Raw genomic sequence first — 16,387 nt, 5'->3', positions numbered from 1 at the left:
CGGGCGGGCGACGGGGTGGCAGGATGAGCCCATGGCTCATCCACGCGCTGGGCAGCCCGCCCAGGAACAAGATCTCATCAACGTCGACGCGGTCCTCTCGGCCTACTACGACATCACGCCGGACCCGACGAACCCCGACCAGCAGGTGGTGTTCGGCACCTCCGGGCATCGTGGCTCCTCGCTGGACGGAGCGTTCAACGACGCCCACATCGCAGCGACGACACAGGCGATCGTCGAGTACCGCACCGGTCAGGGCATCAGCGGCCCGCTGTTCATCGGCAAGGACACCCATGCCCTGTCGGACCCGGCATGGCGGACCGCCATTGAGGTGCTGGGCGCCAACGACGTCGATGTCGTCGCGGAGCGCGAGGACGAGTGGACTCCCACGCCGGCCGTCAGCCGGGCGATCATCGTCCACAACCGCGATCACGAGGGCCCGCGGGCCGACGGCATCGTCGTCACGCCGTCCCACAACCCGCCGCGCGACGGCGGGTTCAAGTACAACCCGCCGCACGGCGGCCCGGCGGACACCGATGCCACCAGCTGGATCGCGGCGCGGGCCAACGAGCTGCTGGCCGACCCGTCGGGGATCCGCCGCAGGCCCTACGACCAGGTGGCCGGTGACGTCACCCGTCATGATTACCGCACCGCATACTGCGAGGACCTCCGCCACGCGATCAACATCGATGCGATCGTCTCGGCCGGGGTGCATATCGGCGCCGACCCGCTGGGCGGGGCCTCCGTGCAGTACTGGCAGTACATCTCCGAGCATCTGGGCATGGACCTGTCAGTGGTCAATCCGAAGGTCGATCCCGCCTGGTCGTTCATGACGCTGGACACCGACGGCAAGATCCGGATGGACTGCTCCTCCCCCGACGCGATGGCCTCGCTGATCGCCAGCAAGGACTCCTACGACATCGCCACCGGCAATGACGCCGACTCCGACCGGCACGGCATCGTCACCCCCGACGCCGGCCTGATGAACCCGAACGCCTACCTGGCGGTGGCCATCCAGTATCTGTACGCGCACCGCCCCGGCTGGTCCCCCGATGCCGGGGTGGGCAAGACGCTGGTCTCCTCCTCCCTCATCGACCGGGTGGTCGGCGAGCTGGGACGCCGGCTGGTCGAGGTGCCGGTGGGCTTCAAGTGGTTCGTGCCCGGCCTGATGACCGGTGAGATCGGCTTCGGCGGCGAGGAATCGGCCGGAGCCTCCTTCCTGGATCTGGAGGGCCACACCTGGACCACCGACAAGGACGGCCTGCTGCTGGCCCTGCTGGCCAGCGAGATCCAGGCGGTCACGGGGAAGTCGCCGTCCCAGCACTACGCCGAGATCGAGGAGAAGTTCGGGAAGTCGTACTACGCCCGCATCGACTCCGACGCCACCCGCGAGCAGAAGGCCCGGCTCAAGGAGCTGTCGCCCTCCGATGTCACCGCGGACACGGTGGCCGGCGAGAAGGTCGAGAAGGTGCTCACCGAGGCCCCCGGCAACGGTGCTGCTATCGGCGGCATCAAGGTGATCACCGAACACGCCTGGTTCGCCGCACGGCCCTCGGGCACCGAGAACAAGTACAAGATCTACGCCGAGTCGCTGATCGGCGCCGACCACCTGGCCGAGGTGCAGGGCCAGGCCAAGGAGGTCGTCGACGCAGCCCTGGCGTGACCAGCCGTCGACCGGGCCCGGCATCCCTGCACGTGGTGGGGTGCCGGGCCCGGTCGCGGACCTGACGCACCCCAAGCCCCCGCCACGAGGGGTGCGGGGGAGCCGACTCCCCCTCCCCGCCTGGTCGGTTCAGCGCGGATGGGCGAGGTTGGTGCGCAGGCCGGCCATCTGGATCACCCGCTGGATGGTGAGGTCCCGCCTCTCGGGGTCGCCCACGAACTTGATCACCCGCAGGCCCTGGTCCTGGGCGGCGGACTCGAAGATGAAATGCCCGTAGCCGCACAGTTGTCCCAGCAGGGGCTGCTCGACGGAGACGTCGAGGATCCGGGTCATCGGCATGGTGGCCAGGTGCTGGTTGACGGCCCCGTGCACCCGGAAGACCCGCATATTGGTGACCACGAAGCGGTCCATGTGCATCTGGTGAATCCGCACCGCGGCCCAGACGTCCAGCACCAGCCCGATCACCAGCAGCAGCGCCCATACCCGGGGCAGTGCGATCATCGCGACGAAGAAGGCCATGCTGGCCGCCAGCGCGAGAACCGGCAGCACAAGGGTGATCCAGTGCTTGGCCACCTCGTCGATGATGAACTCGCCCTCGTCGGTGAGCAGGTGCCGGTCCACCTCAGGGTCGAAGAAGCGCCTCAGCATCTCGGGCACGGCTCGGGTCAGCCCCCCAGCGCCCTGATGAAGCCGAAGATCCCGGAGAAGAAGCCGCGCACGACGCCGGCGGTGCCCTCCGGGTCGGTGAAGACGTAGTAGAGCGCGAAGGCGACCAGGAAGACTCCGATGATGGTCGTGACGGTTTTCTTCACGTCGTCTCCTCGTACTGGATTGGCCGGTGTGAACGGCTGGGATGGGTGGCCGGGGCCCGGGCTGAAGGCACTCAACGGTGCCATGTTGGTGCAACCGGGGCCCCTCGCACCAGCCGCAACGCCGCGTGCCGCGGTATCTGTGCTCGGGCTGTATGGGCACCCCGGCTCCCGCTCGACGGGCTGAGGTGAAACAATATGGGCCATGGAGAACTTCAACAACGACCCTTTCGCGTGCATCGATCACGTCGGCTACGCGGTCAAGGACATGGACGAGGCCATCAAGTACCACACCGAGGTGCTGGGATTCCACGTGCTGCTGCGTGAGAAGAACGAGGGCCACGGCGTCGAGGAGGCGATGATCGCCACCGGCAAGCGCGGCGAGGAGAGCACCGTCGTCCAGCTGCTCGCCCCCCTCGGCGAGGACACCACCATCGGCAAGTACCTGGCCAAGAACAGGAACATGATTCAGCAGGTGTGCTACCGCACCTACGACATCGACAAGACCATTGCGACCCTCAAGGAGCGCGGGGCAAAGTTCACCTCCGAGGAGCCCTCCTCCGGCACGGCCGGTTCGCGGGTCATCTTCCTGCACCCGAAGTACACCGGCGGCCTGCTCATCGAGATCACCGAGCCCCCGGCCGGTGGCATGCCCTACAAGGACTGACCGTCGCCGACGACGAAGCAGTGAATCTCCACCGGCGGTGGAGGGTGCCCCGGCACCCTCCACCGCCGGTGTCATCCCGGGACCCTCGGACGGTGGGTGGACGTTGGTAGCGTGGACGGTGGCATCGGAAACCGGAAGGAGCCTGTGGTGAGCGACGCAGTCACATCTCGTAATGAGGAGTCCATGGACGAGGAGACGGGGCTGAACCTGTTCGACGACAGCGCCAGCGCTGCAGGAAGCTTCGCCCACGCGATGTGGGGTTACGAACGCACCAGCGTCGACAACTACGTCCGTGAGATCGAGCAGCAGGTCAGCACCCTCAAGCAGCTCACCCGTCACATGCGCCATCAGGTCGCCGAAGCCGAGAAGGAGGCGGAGAAGACCGATTTCGCTCGCCTCGGCGCTCACGCCACCAGCATCCTCACGGCAGCCGAGACTCAGGCCAAGGATCTGGTGGCCAAGGCCGGCACGGAGGCCGAACGGATCAAGGAGGAAGGACGCCGGGTCGCCGCCGACCTGCGCGCCGCAGCCCAGACCGAGGCCGACGACATCCGGGTCGCCGGGCTGGCCAACCAGCGCGAACTGCGGGAACAGGCCACCAAGGACGCCCGTTCCTCGGTGGATCAGGCGCGGCAGCAGGCCACGAACATCGTCAGCCAGTCCCAGACCCATGCCCAGGCCGTGGCCGCCGAGGCGAACACCCGGGCCGAGGCCACCCGTCAGAGCGCTGAGGCCCAGGCCCGGCAGATGATCGAGAGCGCCCAGAAGGAGACCGGGGCCCAGCAGGCGAAGGGCCAGGAGCAGGCCTCGGCCGCCATCGCCTCCGCACAGAAGGAGGCCGACACCCTGGTGAGCCGTGCCAAGAAGGAGGCCGCGGGGGTGCGGACCAAGGCCCAGCAGGAAGCCGCAGCCATCGTCGCCAAGGCCCGTGAGGAGTCCGAGCGCATCGCGACCGCCGCGAAGACCAACCACGACCAGGCGATCGCCAGGATCAACGAGATCCAGGCCAAGGCGTCACAGGATATGGACCAGGCCTCCAAGAATCTTCAGGAATCCACCGTCAAGGCTGAGAAGATCCGCGAGGACGCCCTGACCGAGGGCGACAAGGTGCGCACCGAGGCGGCCCGCGAGGCCGAGAACAGGATCAGCGTCGCCCACCGTCAAGCTGCCATGATGAAGGAGCGTCTGGAGGAGCAGTACGCCTGGCGCAAGGAGCAGCTGGAGCGCGAGGTGGCTGCGCTGCTGCAGCGCAAGGCGTCGGTGCAGGCTCAGCTCGGGAATCTGCGGGATCTGGCCGAGGAGGCCAAGCAGGACTTCCCGGACGCCGATCCCTTCGCCGAGGAGCACAAGGAGCAGAAGAAGGCTCCCGCCGCCAAGGAGAAGGCCGCGGATCCCGACGCGGACAGGACGAGGGTCCGTCCCGCCAATCAGCCGGCCGGACCCGAGGAGAAGACCACCGTCATCGAGTGACCCCGGGCGCGAACACACATCGGCGCGGCGGACTACCTGCGGATCGGAGAGATACACGTGGCCGCCCGCCTAGAACAGCCTCTCCTCGGGGTGATCCATGCCCCTCAGCGCGTCGTAGTCGACGGTGAGGCAGTCGATGCCGCGATCTTCGGCCAGGGTACGTGCCTGGGGCTTGATCTGCTGGGCGGCGAACACCCCCTGGACGTGGCCGCCCAGCAGATGGTCGCGGTTCATGAGATCCAGGTACCGGGTGAGCTGCTCGACCCCGTCGATCTCTCCCCTGCGCTTGACCTCGACAGCGACGTAGGTGCCTTCGGCGTCGCGACAGAGGATGTCGACCGGACCGATCGGCGTCATGTACTCCCGCTGGACCACCGACCATCCGTCGCCGAAAGCCTCGGGATTCTCGGCCAGCAGCTCCTGGAGATGGGCCTCGACGCCGTCCTTCTGCAGTCCTGGATCGACTCCCAGGTCCTCGGTGACGTCCAGGTCGACGTCTCCCAGCAGAATCTGCAGGTGGTCCCCGGTGACCGCGTCCACCTCCCACACCTGCTGGACCCGGGCGCCGAGGGCAGGCACCGCACAGGCCTCATCGGCGTCCGGCTCGCGAATGGTCAGCGAGCAGGGCGGGCTCATCCAGTTCAGCGGCTTGTAGGCCCGGTCGTCGGCGTGGACGCTCACCGATCCGTCGGCCTTGACGACGATCAGGCGCTTGGCCCACGGGAGGTGGGCGCTCAGGCGTCCGGTGTAGTCAACCTGGCACTGGGCAATGACGAGTCGCACGGACGCAGACTCTACCGGACGCGGACCTTCCTCTAAGATGAGCATGTGGGTCGTCACAAGCGCAGCAGTAAATACACCCGGCCGTTCCACCCGCTGAATCCCGCCTCCCACGCGCACAGCGAGATGAAGGCCGACGGCCGGCAGGTGGTGCGCACCGTACCCGGCGAGCGCGCTGTGAAGACCTACACCTGCCCGGGCTGCCTGCACCCGATCCTGCCCGGCACCCCCCATGTCGTCGCCTGGCCCCACGACCCGACCGGGTTCACCGCCGAATCCCCGGTCTCGGCGCGTCGACACTGGCACACCGGCTGCTGGAAGGCGCGCCCATGAGTGATCTCTCCCCCGTCGAGCTGTACTCGACGACCATCGGTTCGGGGCCGCAGGCCGTGGTGTGGTGCCACGGCGTCTTCGGGCAGGGGAAGAATTTCACCCGCGTCGCCAAGGATCTGGTCGCCGGCGACCCCGACCGCTGGCGATGCATCCTCCTCGACCTCCCGGACCACGGCCGTTCGCCGTGGACCGATGAGATCTCCTATCCCCGGATGGCGGCCAGTGTGGCCGCCATGATCGAGCGGCTCTCCCCCGACCGCCCGGTGCATCTGCTCGGCCACTCGATGGGCGGCAAGGTCGCGATGCGCACAGCGCTCGACCGCCCCGAACTCCTGTCGAGCCTGGTCGTGGTCGACATGGCCCCGGTGGTGTCTCCTCTGAACCTGCGGTTCGACCCCCTCACCCGCGCGATGCGCTCCTTGGACCTGTCACGACTGCGGACCCGCGCCGAGGCGGAGGCGCAGCTGTCGGTGGGCGTCCCCGATCGCGCCGTCCGCCAGTTCCTGCTGCAGAACCTGCGTCACGACGTCCACGCCGCGCCCGGGCATCAGTGGCACTGGCAGATGAACCTGGAACTGCTGGACGCCCAGATCTCGCGGATCGCCGACTGGCCCGATACCGGGAGACGCAGCTGGGGCGGTCCGACGCTGTGGATCAGCGGGGAGGACTCCGACTACGTCCACGACTCCTACCAGCCGGCGATGAGCGCCCTCTTCCCGCTGGTCAGGAGGGTACGGGTGAAGCACTCGGGGCACTGGGTGCACTCCGACCAGCCGGAGACCTTCGTCCGGGTGCTGCGGAGCTTCCTGCAGCAGATCTGAGCACTGTTCGGTTCAGCCCATCGTCGCCGAGCCGAGTTCGGCCCGGTCCCGCGGCCTCCCGTCGGCGCCGGCCCCTTTGTCCGCGACCGTGCGGACGGCGGTCAGGCCGGCCTGGTCGACGGTCCCGATGACGGTGTATCTCGGGGGCATGTCCGAGTCCTCGGTGACGATGAAGAACTGCGAGCCGTTGCGCCCCTGGGAGGTGGCCATCGCCACGGTGCCCGCCGGGTACGTCGCATCGCCGTCGAGCTCGGCGGCGAACCGGTAGCCGGGCCCCCCGGTCCCGGTGCCGGTGGGATCCCCGCACTCCAGGTAGAAAGCGGTCGTCACAGAGAGCCGGTGGCAGCGTGTGCCGTTGAAGTACCCCTGCTCGGCCAGATGGATGAAGCTGTTGACCGCGCACGGGGCGCCGGACCGGTCGAGGCGCAGCACGATGGTGGACGAGTCCAGGCTCATGGTGACGGTGGCGGTCCCGGCCGCCGAGATGTCGGCCGCCTGGGGCGGGTCGGCGGCCCTGGCGGGGGTGCCCTCGGCCGGATAGGAGCAGCTGGTGGTCCGCGCCGGACTGACCTGCGTCGCAGCGGTCCCGGGTTCCCGGGCGCAACCGGCGACCGCCAGCAGGGCGGCGACCGTCACGACCACCGGAGCGTGAACTCTCGCCATGGCACTCCTTCGTCGGACCGACCCCATATGGTGGGTGCATGGTCACTCTCTCACGCATCTACACCCGTACCGGGGACCACGGCACCACCCGGCTGGTCGACAACTCGGTCGCCGCGAAATCGGACGTTCGCGTCGAGGCCTACGGGCTCACCGACGCCGCCAATGCCGCGATCGGCCTGGCGCTCGCCCTGGACCACGGCGAGTACCTCGCCCCGGCGGTCCGCGAGGCCCTTGCCGTCGTCCAGAACGAGCTCTTCGACGTCGGCGCCGACCTGGCCAATCCGCTGGTCTCGAACCCGAAGTGGGAGCCGTTGCGCACCGTGCAGTCCAGCATCGACCGCCTCGAGCACTGGTGCGACGAGTTCGGCGACCCGCTGCCGACGTTGCGCTCCTTCATCCTGCCGGGAGGCAATCCGGTGGGTGCCCAGCTCCATGTCTGCCGCACCGCGGTGCGCACCGCCGAGCGTGCGGCGTGGCGGGCCGTGGAGGCCTACGGGACCGAGATCTCCGATGATCCCGATACGACTCCTGGCGGGGTCAACGAACTGGCCATCACCTATCTCAACCGTCTCTCGGACCTGCTGTTCATCCTGTCGCGCGCCGCCAACCGGGCCGAGGGCGATACCAGCGACGAGGTGCTGTGGGTGCCGGGCGGGGAGCGCAATGCCGAGCACCAGAGGCCTCACACGAAGTCCTGACGGTCCGCTGGCCATCCGGCGCCGGACATGAGAAGGGCCCCGCTCACGGGGCCGCATGAAGGACTGCGATGTTCTGTGGATCCGGGTCTCAGTGGTGGGCGGCCGAGACGTAATCGAGGCCGCCCGGCGGGCCGGCCTCCAACCAGCTCATGAGGCCTGTGAGAACTCCGGGATCCACTGCCAGCTGACATCGTGAGATCCGGCCGGGAAGCGGGGTTCTCAGGGTGACCACGACCTGGCTGGCGATGAACGGGACTCCGTCGGATCCGGTGGGCCGGTGGTGCTCGATCATCTCCATCCCGCCACGGCGAAGGATGATGCTCGGGGACATCAGAGGTTTGATCGGCCGGTACCAGCGGAAGGTTCCGGAGGCGTACTGGGCCACCCCCAGCATCCAGCGCCCGGCCCTGGCGCCGCCGAGAGTCCGGAAGGCGCAGACGAAGACCCCACGGCGTCTCAGAAGCAGCTGGTGGCGGACCACCAGCCAGAGCATTGCGAGCGCGACGACGACCACGACGGCCGCGGCGAGGACAAGTTCCACCTCGAGGGTCGAGAGAAGGGGCACCTGCCCTGCGAACTCGATCGGACCCATGGAGACACGCTAGACCCGAATGCCGGTGGCGTCCAAACGGAAGTGATCCCGTCCGGAGGCCACCGGCATCCTGGTACTGGCTTGTTCTACCTGTGCTCCTCGAGCCTCCTGGCGGCCATCAGCTGAGCCTGGGCCAGATGGAGACGGTGGACGTCGTCCTCGCTGTAGTCATTGCGGTCCAGCTGACGGGAGATCGTGTCGACGTCGTGCTGGGCACCGTCCTGGGAGATCTCCTCGGCACGTGTGGCGTACTGGGCCAGGATGGAGACCCGCCCGGTGTTGTCGACCGAGACGAAGCCGCCGTCGACCGCGATCACCTCCTGACGGCCGTCGACGGTGATGATGGAGGCCGCGCAGGGAACGAGGCTCGCGAAGATCGCCTCGTGGCCGGGCAGGATTCCGATGTCGCCCTCGGTGGTGCGGATGATGATGTTGACCGCGTCGCCCTCCCAGACCTGGCGGTCCGCCGCCACGACGTCGACGTGAAGCGGGTCGCGAGCCATCAGGCGTCCTTCTTCTGCATCTGGTCCCAGCGCTTCTGGACGTCCTCGATGCTGCCCACATTGAAGAAGGCCTGCTCGGGGATGTCGTCGACGTCGCCCCGGCAGATCATCTGGAAGGACTCGATGGTCTCGGCGATCGGCACCGTGGAGCCGGGAACGCCGGTGAACTTCGCGCCGGTGTAGGTGTTCTGGGAGAGGAACTGCTGGAGGCGACGGGCACGCCCGACGATGATCTTGTCCTCCTCGGAGAGCTCCTCGACACCCAGGATGGCAATGATGTCCTGCAGCTCCTTGTTGCGCTGGAGGATCTGCTTGACCTGGGTGGCGGTGTCGTAGTGCGCCTGACCGACGTACTGCGGATCCAGGATCCGCGAGGTCGAGGTGAGCGGATCCACCGCCGGGTAGAGACCGCGGGAGGCGATGTCGCGGGAGAGTTCCGTGGTGGCGTCCAGGTGGGCGAAGGTCGTGGCCGGGGCGGGATCGGTGTAGTCATCGGCGGGCACGTAGATGGCCTGCATCGAGGTGATCGAATGACCCCTGGTGGAGGTGATCCGCTCCTGCAGCTGGCCCATCTCGTCGGCCAGGTTCGGCTGGTAGCCCACCGCCGAGGGCATCCGGCCCAGCAGCGTGGAGACCTCCGAGCCGGCCTGCGTGAACCGGAAGATGTTGTCGATGAACAGCAGCACGTCCTGGTTCTGGACGTCACGGAAGTACTCCGCCATCGTCAGTCCGGTCAGCGCGATCCTCAGCCGGGTGCCCGGCGGCTCGTCCATCTGGCCGAACACCAGCGCGGTGTCCTTGAGGACTCCGGCCTCGCCCATCTCGTTGATGAGGTCGTTGCCCTCACGGGTCCGCTCCCCCACGCCTGCGAACACCGAGGTGCCGCCGAAGTTGTGGGCGATGCGGTAGATCATCTCCTGGATGAGCACGGTCTTTCCGACGCCGGCGCCGCCGAACAGGCCGATCTTGCCGCCCTTGACGTAGGGGGTGAGCAGATCGAGGACCTTGATGCCGGTCTCCAGCATCTCGGTCTCGGGCTCCAGGTCGTCGAAGGCCGGGGCGTCGCGGTGGATGGGCCAGCGCTCCTCCACCGTGATGCTGTCGGGATCGGCGTTGAGGACGTCACCGGTGACATTCCACACGTGACCCTTGGTGATGTCGCCGACCGGCACGGTGATCGGCGAGCCGGTGTCGACGACCTCGGCGCCTCGCTTCATGCCGTCGGTGGGCTTCAGCGAGATGGCGCGGACGATGTTGTCGCCGATGTGCAGCTCCACCTCGAGGGTGATGGTCTGCTTCTTGTCCATCACCTCGGTCTCGACATGGAGCGCGTTGAGGATCTCGGGCAGCTGGCCGGCCGGGAACTCGACGTCGACGACAGGGCCGATGACCCGGACAACCCGGCCGATCCCGCCTGAGCGGGGCTGGGCCTCGGTACTGGTTGCAGTGGCAGTCATGGCTTCTCTCTTCACTCCTCGGAGGTGGAATCGGACAGGGCGGCCGAACCGCCCACGATCTCGGTGATTTCCTGCGTGATCGCGGCCTGGCGGGCCTGATTGGCCTGACGCGACAGGGTCCCGATCAACTGTTCGGCGTTGTCGGTGGCCGACTTCATGGCGCGCTGACGGCTGGCCAGCTCGGAGGCCGCCGACTGCAGGAGCACGTACTGGATGCGGTTGGCCACGTAGAGCGGCAGGAGATTGTTCAGCACCGACTCCGGGTCCGGCTCGAAGCGGTACTCGTGGAAGATCTCCTGGCCGTTCTCGTCGGTGTCCTCGGGCGCATCGACCACCTCCAGCGGAAGCAGCCTCACCACCCTCGGCGTCTGGACGAGCATCGAGCGGAACTGGGTGTAGACGATATGGATCTCGTCGAGGCCCCCCTCATCACTCGGGGTGAGGAAGTCCTTGATGAGCCGGTCGGCGATCGCCCGGGCGTTCTCGTAGCTCGGCGCGTCGGAGAATCCACTCCAGGTCTCGGCGATCGGGCGACCGCGGAACTCGTAGTAGCCGATCGCCTTGCGGCCGCACAGGTAGGTGCTCACCTCCTGCTCGGCCGACAGGGTGGCGGTGAGCTCCTCGGCGGCCTTGATGGCGTTGGAGGAGTAGGCCCCGGCCAGTCCGCGGTCCGAGCTGATCACCAGCACTCCGGAGCGCACCGGATCGGTCACCGGGGTGGTGAGCGGATGGTGCTCATGGGTGTGGGTGGCCACCGCCGAGACGGCGCGACTCAACTCCTCGGCGTAGGGCGAGGCCGAGCGCACCTTGCGCTGGGCCTTGGGGACCCGCGAGGAGGCGATCAGCTCCATCGCCCGGGTGATCTTCTGCGTCGTGGCGACGGAATTGCGCCTTTCTCGCAGCTCGCGCAGATTCGAGGCCATCGCTCAGCCCCGCTTCGCCCGGACGATCTTCGCCTGATCGATCTCCTCGCGGTCCATCGGCTGGAACTCCTCGTGCCCGGCGAGGAATCTGCCGTCGGTGGTCCTGAAGGACTCCTTGACCTCCTCGATCGCGTTGGCCGCAGCCTCCTGGGCGTCGTCGGGGAATTTCCCGGTCTCGCGGATGCCCTCGAGCACATCGGTATGGGTACCGAGGTGCTCCAGCATGTCCGCCTCGAATCGGGGCACGTCGGCGACCGGCACGTCGTCGAGCTTTCCGGTGGTCCCGGCCCACACGCTGATCACCTGATTCTCAACCGGGTAGGGCGAGTACTGGCCCTGCTTGAGCAGCTCCATGAGGCGGGCGCCGCGCTCCAGCTGGGACCGGGAGGTCTCGTCCAGATCGGAGGCGAACATCGCGAAGGCCTGCATGTCGCGGTACTGGGCCAGGTCGATCTTGAGGGTGCCGGAGACCTGCTTCATGGCCTTGACCTGGGCCGCACCGCCGACTCGCGACACCGAGATGCCGACGTCGACAGCGGGACGCTGGTTGGCGTTGAAGAGATCCGACTGCAGGAAGATCTGCCCGTCGGTGATCGAGATGACGTTGGTGGGGATGAAGGCCGAGACGTCGTTGGCCTTGGTCTCGATGATCGGCAGGCCGGTCATCGAGCCGCCGCCCAGCTCGTCGGAGAGCTTGGCGCAGCGCTCCAGCAGACGGGAGTGGAGGTAGAACACGTCACCGGGATAGGCCTCGCGGCCCGGCGGGCGACGCAGCAGAAGCGACATCGCACGGTAGGCCTCGGCCTGCTTGGTGAGGTCGTCGAAGACGATCAGGACGTGCTTGCCCTGATACATCCAGTGCTGGCCGATCGCCGAGCCCGCGTAGGGGGCGATGTACTTGAACCCGGCCGGATCGGAGGCGGGCGAATGGACGATGGTGGTGTAGTCCATCGCCCCGGCCTTCTCCAGGGAGCCCTTGACCTCGGCAACCGTGGAGCCCTTCTGGCCGATCGCCACGTAGATGCAGCGCACCTGCTTGGAGGGATCTCCGGACTCCCAGTTGTCCTTCTGGTTGATGATGGTGTCGATCGCGATGGCGGTCTTGCCGGTCTTGCGGTCGCCGATGATCAGCTGGCGCTGACCGCGGCCGATCGGGATCATCGAGTCGATGGCCTTCAGCCCGGTCTGGAGGGGCTCGCGCACCTCCTGGCGATCCATCACGCCGGCGGCCTGAAGCTCGAGTGCGCGTCGCCCCTCGATGTTCTTGATCTCGCCGAGCCCGTCTATCGGCCGGCCCATGGCGTCGACCACCCGGCCGAGGTAACCCTCGCCCACCGGCACCGACAGCACCTCGCCGGTGCCCCGGACGGTCGACCCCTCGTCGATCCCCTCGGAATCACCGAGGACGACGACGCCGATCTCCCTCTCCTCGAGGTTCTGGGCGATGCCCATCCGGCCGTCCTCGAACTGGAGCAGCTCGTTGGCCATCGCGGACGGCAGCCCGGCCACCCGGGCGATGCCGTCACCGGAGGTGATGACGGTCCCGATCTCCTCCCGGGTCGCCGCCTCCGGGCTGTAGTTCTGGACGAAATTGTCCAGTGCGTCGCGGATCTCCTCCGGACGAATCGTCAGTTCCGCCATTGCTTCTCCTTCACCGATTCCCTCATCGGATTCCCTGGTCGGGCCGGCCGCCCGGCTGCGGGTAAGAACATTGTGTGCGCTCAGCCCAAGGTCCGTCGGGCCTGGTCGAGACGGCGCGCGACCGTCCCGTCGATGACCTCGTCGCCGAAGCTGATCCGGGCGCCGCCGAGCACCGTCGGATCGACAGCCTCTTTCAGATCGACCCGGCGACCGGTGATCCGATCCAGCTGTCGCAGGATCTCAGTACGCTGCTCGGCAGACAGCCCCCGGGCGGTGGTCACCACCGCGACCTGCTCGTCGCGCATCCTCGCCGACAGTCGCACGTAACCGTCGAGGACGTCGGTGTAGCTCGCCTTGGTGGCCCGAACGGCACGCGCCGCCAGAACCACCGACTCGGGCCGGCACCGGCCCTCGAGCAGACCCGAGACCAGGCCTCTTCGGGCTGTCACCGACTGGTCGGCGTCGCTCAGCGCCAGTGACAGCGCGGGATCGGCCCGAACCGTCTGCCCGAACCGGAAGAGCTCGTCCTCGACGTCGACCCCGGCCCCGGCGCCCTGCGCGGTCCGCAGCTCCGATCGCACCCCGGCCTGCTCCAGGCCGCGGGTCATCTGCGCCGGACCGGCCCACCCGATCTCGAGTGCGCGATCCACCAGGCGCAGCGCTTCCGGACCGATCCGGTCCTCGAGGAGCCGATGGGTCAGCCGCGTGCGGGCCGCAGGATTCACCGCGGGATCGCTGATCGCGCGACGCAGCCCCGAATTGCCGTCGAGCAGGTCGACGACCCCGAAGAGATCGTCGCTGAGCTGCTGGGAGGACGGGACCGAGTCGAGCTCGGAATCGAGGGCCGCCAACCGTGCGCTCAGGGCACCCGACCCGCCGGTGGAGGAACTCATCGCGGATCCACCGCCCGCGGCGTCGCGGCCCGCTCGGCCACCGAGGGCTCCTTCGCCAGATCGGCGATGAAACGGTCGACGGTGGCACTGACCCGGGCATCGTCATCGAGGGACTCACCCACGATGCGTCCCGCCAGGTCGGTGGCCAGGCCGCCGATCTGGGTGCGCAGCTCGGTGACGGCCTGCTCCCGCTCCGCACTGATCTGCAGTCGGGCCCTGGCGGAGATGCGATCCGCCTCGGCCGCGGCCTGCTCCCTCATGTCCGTGAGGATCTGCGCACCCTGGGACTTGGCGTCCTCCCGGATCTTCGCAGCCTCCTCACGGGCACCGGCGAGCTGGGCACGGTACTGCTCCAGCGCGGCCCTGGCCTCGGCCTGGGCCTTCTCGGCGCGCTCGATGCCGCCCTGAACGGCCTCGGAGCGTTCGTGGTACATGTCCTCGAAGCGGGGCACGATGAACTTCGCGCAGCCCCAGGTCAGCAGCAGCACCAGGACGATGCCGACGACGATCTCGACGGGATGCTCGGGTGCCAGCGGCCCCAGATTCAGTTCGAGGAGTGCGATGAGCGGCGCAGCCATGGCGCCACTCACTGTGCGACGAAGGCCAGCACGAAGCCGAACAGCGCGAGGGCCTCGACCACGGCGAAGCCGATGAACGCGGTGCTCATCATCGCCGGCTTGGCCTCGGGCTGGCGGGCCGTGCCGTTGATGACGGACGCGAAGATCCACGCCACGCCGAGGGCCGGGCCGAGGGTGGCCAGGCCGTAGCCGAGCACGTTGAGCGAACCGCCGATGAGCATGGGAACCATGGGGTGTGTCCTTTCGGATCGTGCCCCTTGTGGGGCGTTTTCTTCATTCCGCCAGGCGGCGGGACGAGGTCTGGGAATCAGTGGTCGGCGTCGAGCGACGAGGCCACGTACTGGGCGGAGAGGACGGTGAAGACGTATGCCTGCAGGAAACCGACGAACAGCTCGAGGGCGAAGAGCGCGAAACTGAACACGATCGACAGACCGCCCGTGACGTTGAACAGAGGATTTCCGGAATAGGTGAGCAGGAATCCTCCACCGACCACGAAGATCATGATGATGAGGTGGCCGGCGAACATATTGGCGAACAGTCGCAGGGACAGGGTCAACGGCCGGGTGATGAAGTTCGACAGGAATTCCAGCGGAATGATGAGGATCCACAGCCCGACGGGCACGCCCTTGGGGAGCACCGAGCTTCTGAAGTACTTCAGTGGCCCCTGGGCCCGGATGCCGGCACCGATGTAGACCACCCAGGAGACGAGCGCCAGGCCGTAGACGTAACCGACCCGCGAGAACGTCGGGAACATGAAGAAGAAGAGTTCGCCGAACCAGTTATTGATGAGCACGAAGCTGAACAGCGCGACCAGGTACGGCAGCCACTTGCGGAAATCATGGCCGATGGTGTCGCGCACCAGGGTGTTGCGGATGAAGTCGTAGCAGTACTCGGCGAGCACCTGCCGCTTTCCGGGCACCACCTTCATCGAATGACTGAGCCACAGCCAGAGCGCCATCACCACGACAGCGGCGATGACGGCCTGCCAGAAACTCTTGTCCATCCAGTCGACGCCGAATGTGCCGGGGAACTTGAAGTCGTCAAGACCCGGGGGATGGTACTCCAGTGGCACGAACAGCCCGTGGCTCACTTGTCCTCCTCGTTACTGCTGGAGACCGGATCCCCAGACCCGTATCTCTTGACGATGAGATAGACGCTGGCGGCCAGACCCACGACCATCCCGACCGGGATCATCCAGGTCTGGTGGAGCCACCGGCTCAACAACCAGCCGATACCCCCGTAGAAGATGAGGCCTGCCAGGACGTAGCTGAGTACGCCCATTCCGTCCTCTGATCCCGTGTTCTCGGTGCGGGCTGCGGACGGCGTCCGCTGCCCTGCGTTTCTGTCCATGACGGGTGAGACTCTATCAGCCCCGACAGGGGTGCTGGCGCCGTTTGCGCCGCCCGATGAACGACCCTCGACGAGCCCTGCGATCACTCCTGCGACCTCCGCTCGTAGATGGGCTGGTTCCGCCGGCGTCCGGCGATCACCACGCCCACCGTCCACCCGAGGGCGACGGCCACCACGCCGGTGGCGGCAGGCAGGCCCCACCGACCCGCCCCCGGGCCGATGTGCCGGACGATCAGCCCGCCGACGACCCCGAGAACGAGCAGCTGGGTGAGGAAGAGCGTCATCGCCGCGCCGAGATTGCGGGTCCTCGACAGCACCTGGACGGAGCGTCCTCCGGCCAGGAAGACCAGGGCGAGGGCGGTCCCTGCGGCGGCGGCGATCTGGGCCGGACGGCCCGCCAGGGTCCATCCGGCCACCGCGCCCGCTCCGGAGCCGATCGCCCACAGCAGGGCGGTGCGCAGCATCCGGGACAGCACCGACGATGTGGTGTCGCGATGTCGGGACGGTTCAGCGAGCACGGCCATCTCCATGGTCATCCTCAGCCGCCCT

The 16,387-nt window shown here is 67.7% G+C and carries 21 protein-coding genes; 6 read left to right on the top strand and 15 right to left on the bottom strand.

What is annotated here, in order from left to right; genetic code table 11:
- Positions 1 to 31 precede the first annotated feature (31 nt).
- Positions 32 to 1,660 (top strand): phosphoglucomutase (alpha-D-glucose-1,6-bisphosphate-dependent), encoded by a 1,629-nt coding sequence (pgm, locus tag JS278_RS07810; protein ID WP_114044684.1) that lies wholly within the window; start codon positions 32 to 34, stop codon positions 1,658 to 1,660.
- Between the two features lie 129 nt (positions 1,661 to 1,789).
- On the opposite strand, the gene JS278_RS07805 is transcribed toward pgm, so the two are convergent.
- Positions 1,790 to 2,308 carry a PH domain-containing protein gene (locus tag JS278_RS07805; protein ID WP_425451500.1) on the bottom strand — a complete coding sequence of 173 codons (519 nt, stop codon included), beginning with the start codon at positions 2,306 to 2,308 and terminating at the stop codon, positions 1,790 to 1,792.
- Between the two features lie 17 nt (positions 2,309 to 2,325).
- Positions 2,326 to 2,472 (bottom strand): hypothetical protein, encoded by a 147-nt coding sequence (locus JS278_RS16000; protein ID WP_181833856.1) that lies wholly within the window; start codon positions 2,470 to 2,472, stop codon positions 2,326 to 2,328.
- Between the two features lie 202 nt (positions 2,473 to 2,674).
- Here JS278_RS16000 and mce point away from each other — a divergent pair, with 202 nt between their 5' ends.
- The gene (gene mce / locus JS278_RS07800) at positions 2,675 to 3,136 is read left to right on the top strand and encodes a methylmalonyl-CoA epimerase (protein ID WP_114044682.1); all 462 of its coding nucleotides are present in this window, start codon (positions 2,675 to 2,677) and stop codon (positions 3,134 to 3,136) included.
- Positions 3,137 to 3,319: 183 nt separating this feature from the next.
- The gene (locus JS278_RS07795) at positions 3,320 to 4,606 is read left to right on the top strand and encodes a DivIVA domain-containing protein (protein WP_114044681.1); all 1,287 of its coding nucleotides are present in this window, start codon (positions 3,320 to 3,322) and stop codon (positions 4,604 to 4,606) included.
- 69 nt (positions 4,607 to 4,675) lie between these two features.
- On the opposite strand, the gene nucS is transcribed toward JS278_RS07795, so the two are convergent.
- Positions 4,676 to 5,434 carry an endonuclease NucS gene (nucS, locus tag JS278_RS07790; RefSeq protein WP_114044680.1) on the bottom strand — a complete coding sequence of 253 codons (759 nt, stop codon included), beginning with the start codon at positions 5,432 to 5,434 and terminating at the stop codon, positions 4,676 to 4,678.
- Here nucS and JS278_RS16380 point away from each other — a divergent pair, their 5' ends adjacent.
- Both JS278_RS16380 and JS278_RS07780 read left to right on the top strand, forming a co-directional pair.
- Complete coding sequence (locus tag JS278_RS16380) at positions 5,435 to 5,719, top strand: hypothetical protein (RefSeq protein ID WP_245935244.1); 285 nt, start codon at positions 5,435 to 5,437, stop codon at positions 5,717 to 5,719.
- On the top strand, positions 5,716 to 6,540 hold the full coding sequence (locus JS278_RS07780; protein WP_114044679.1) for an alpha/beta fold hydrolase: 825 nt from the start codon (positions 5,716 to 5,718) through the stop codon (positions 6,538 to 6,540). The genes JS278_RS16380 and JS278_RS07780 overlap by 4 nt, the downstream gene beginning before the upstream one ends.
- A gap of 12 nt (positions 6,541 to 6,552) precedes the next feature.
- On the opposite strand, the gene JS278_RS07775 is transcribed toward JS278_RS07780, so the two are convergent.
- Positions 6,553 to 7,203: a peptidylprolyl isomerase gene (locus tag JS278_RS07775; RefSeq protein WP_181833854.1), complete on the bottom strand. Its 651-nt coding sequence runs from the start codon at positions 7,201 to 7,203 to the stop codon at positions 6,553 to 6,555.
- A gap of 38 nt (positions 7,204 to 7,241) precedes the next feature.
- Between JS278_RS07775 and JS278_RS07770 the strand changes: the two genes are divergently transcribed.
- Positions 7,242 to 7,901, top strand: coding sequence for a cob(I)yrinic acid a,c-diamide adenosyltransferase (locus JS278_RS07770; RefSeq protein WP_114044677.1), 660 nt, complete (start codon positions 7,242 to 7,244; stop codon positions 7,899 to 7,901).
- A gap of 88 nt (positions 7,902 to 7,989) precedes the next feature.
- Here the strand turns inward: JS278_RS07770 and JS278_RS07765 are convergent, their stop codons facing one another.
- From JS278_RS07765 to JS278_RS07715, 11 genes are all read right to left on the bottom strand, one after another.
- A complete protein-coding gene (locus JS278_RS07765; RefSeq protein ID WP_114044676.1) occupies positions 7,990 to 8,493 on the bottom strand; it encodes a DUF2550 domain-containing protein in 504 nt (167 codons plus the stop codon).
- An 86-nt stretch (positions 8,494 to 8,579) separates the two neighbouring features.
- Positions 8,580 to 8,996: a F0F1 ATP synthase subunit epsilon gene (locus tag JS278_RS07760; RefSeq protein WP_114044675.1), complete on the bottom strand. Its 417-nt coding sequence runs from the start codon at positions 8,994 to 8,996 to the stop codon at positions 8,580 to 8,582.
- Positions 8,996 to 10,453, bottom strand: coding sequence for a F0F1 ATP synthase subunit beta (gene atpD, locus JS278_RS07755; protein ID WP_114044674.1), 1,458 nt, complete (start codon positions 10,451 to 10,453; stop codon positions 8,996 to 8,998). Before atpD ends, JS278_RS07760 begins: the two co-directional genes overlap by 1 nt.
- 11 nt (positions 10,454 to 10,464) lie before the next feature.
- Positions 10,465 to 11,376 (bottom strand): F0F1 ATP synthase subunit gamma, encoded by a 912-nt coding sequence (locus tag JS278_RS07750; RefSeq protein WP_114044673.1) that lies wholly within the window; start codon positions 11,374 to 11,376, stop codon positions 10,465 to 10,467.
- A gap of 3 nt (positions 11,377 to 11,379) precedes the next feature.
- Positions 11,380 to 13,017, bottom strand: coding sequence for a F0F1 ATP synthase subunit alpha (atpA, locus tag JS278_RS07745; RefSeq protein ID WP_114044672.1), 1,638 nt, complete (start codon positions 13,015 to 13,017; stop codon positions 11,380 to 11,382).
- Positions 13,018 to 13,097: 80 nt separating this feature from the next.
- Complete coding sequence (locus JS278_RS07740) at positions 13,098 to 13,910, bottom strand: F0F1 ATP synthase subunit delta (RefSeq protein WP_114044671.1); 813 nt, start codon at positions 13,908 to 13,910, stop codon at positions 13,098 to 13,100.
- Positions 13,907 to 14,473: a F0F1 ATP synthase subunit B gene (locus JS278_RS07735; RefSeq protein ID WP_114046194.1), complete on the bottom strand. Its 567-nt coding sequence runs from the start codon at positions 14,471 to 14,473 to the stop codon at positions 13,907 to 13,909. The genes JS278_RS07740 and JS278_RS07735 overlap by 4 nt, the downstream gene beginning before the upstream one ends.
- Before the next feature lie 23 nt (positions 14,474 to 14,496).
- A complete protein-coding gene (atpE, locus tag JS278_RS07730; RefSeq protein ID WP_015070640.1) occupies positions 14,497 to 14,718 on the bottom strand; it encodes an ATP synthase F0 subunit C in 222 nt (73 codons plus the stop codon).
- Between the two features lie 77 nt (positions 14,719 to 14,795).
- Positions 14,796 to 15,578 carry a F0F1 ATP synthase subunit A gene (gene atpB, locus JS278_RS07725; RefSeq protein ID WP_114044670.1) on the bottom strand — a complete coding sequence of 261 codons (783 nt, stop codon included), beginning with the start codon at positions 15,576 to 15,578 and terminating at the stop codon, positions 14,796 to 14,798.
- Complete coding sequence (locus tag JS278_RS07720) at positions 15,575 to 15,838, bottom strand: AtpZ/AtpI family protein (RefSeq protein ID WP_114044669.1); 264 nt, start codon at positions 15,836 to 15,838, stop codon at positions 15,575 to 15,577. Before JS278_RS07720 ends, atpB begins: the two co-directional genes overlap by 4 nt.
- Positions 15,839 to 15,921: 83 nt before the next feature.
- A complete protein-coding gene (locus JS278_RS07715) occupies positions 15,922 to 16,356 on the bottom strand; it encodes a cyanate permease (RefSeq protein WP_147243172.1) in 435 nt (144 codons plus the stop codon).
- Positions 16,357 to 16,387 lie beyond the last annotated feature (31 nt).

This window comes from Acidipropionibacterium virtanenii (assembly GCF_003325455.1).
GTDB lineage: Bacteria > Actinomycetota > Actinomycetes > Propionibacteriales > Propionibacteriaceae > Acidipropionibacterium > Acidipropionibacterium virtanenii.
Note: the sequence above shows the minus strand (reverse complement) of the source record. Positions and strands in the feature narration are given on the sequence as shown.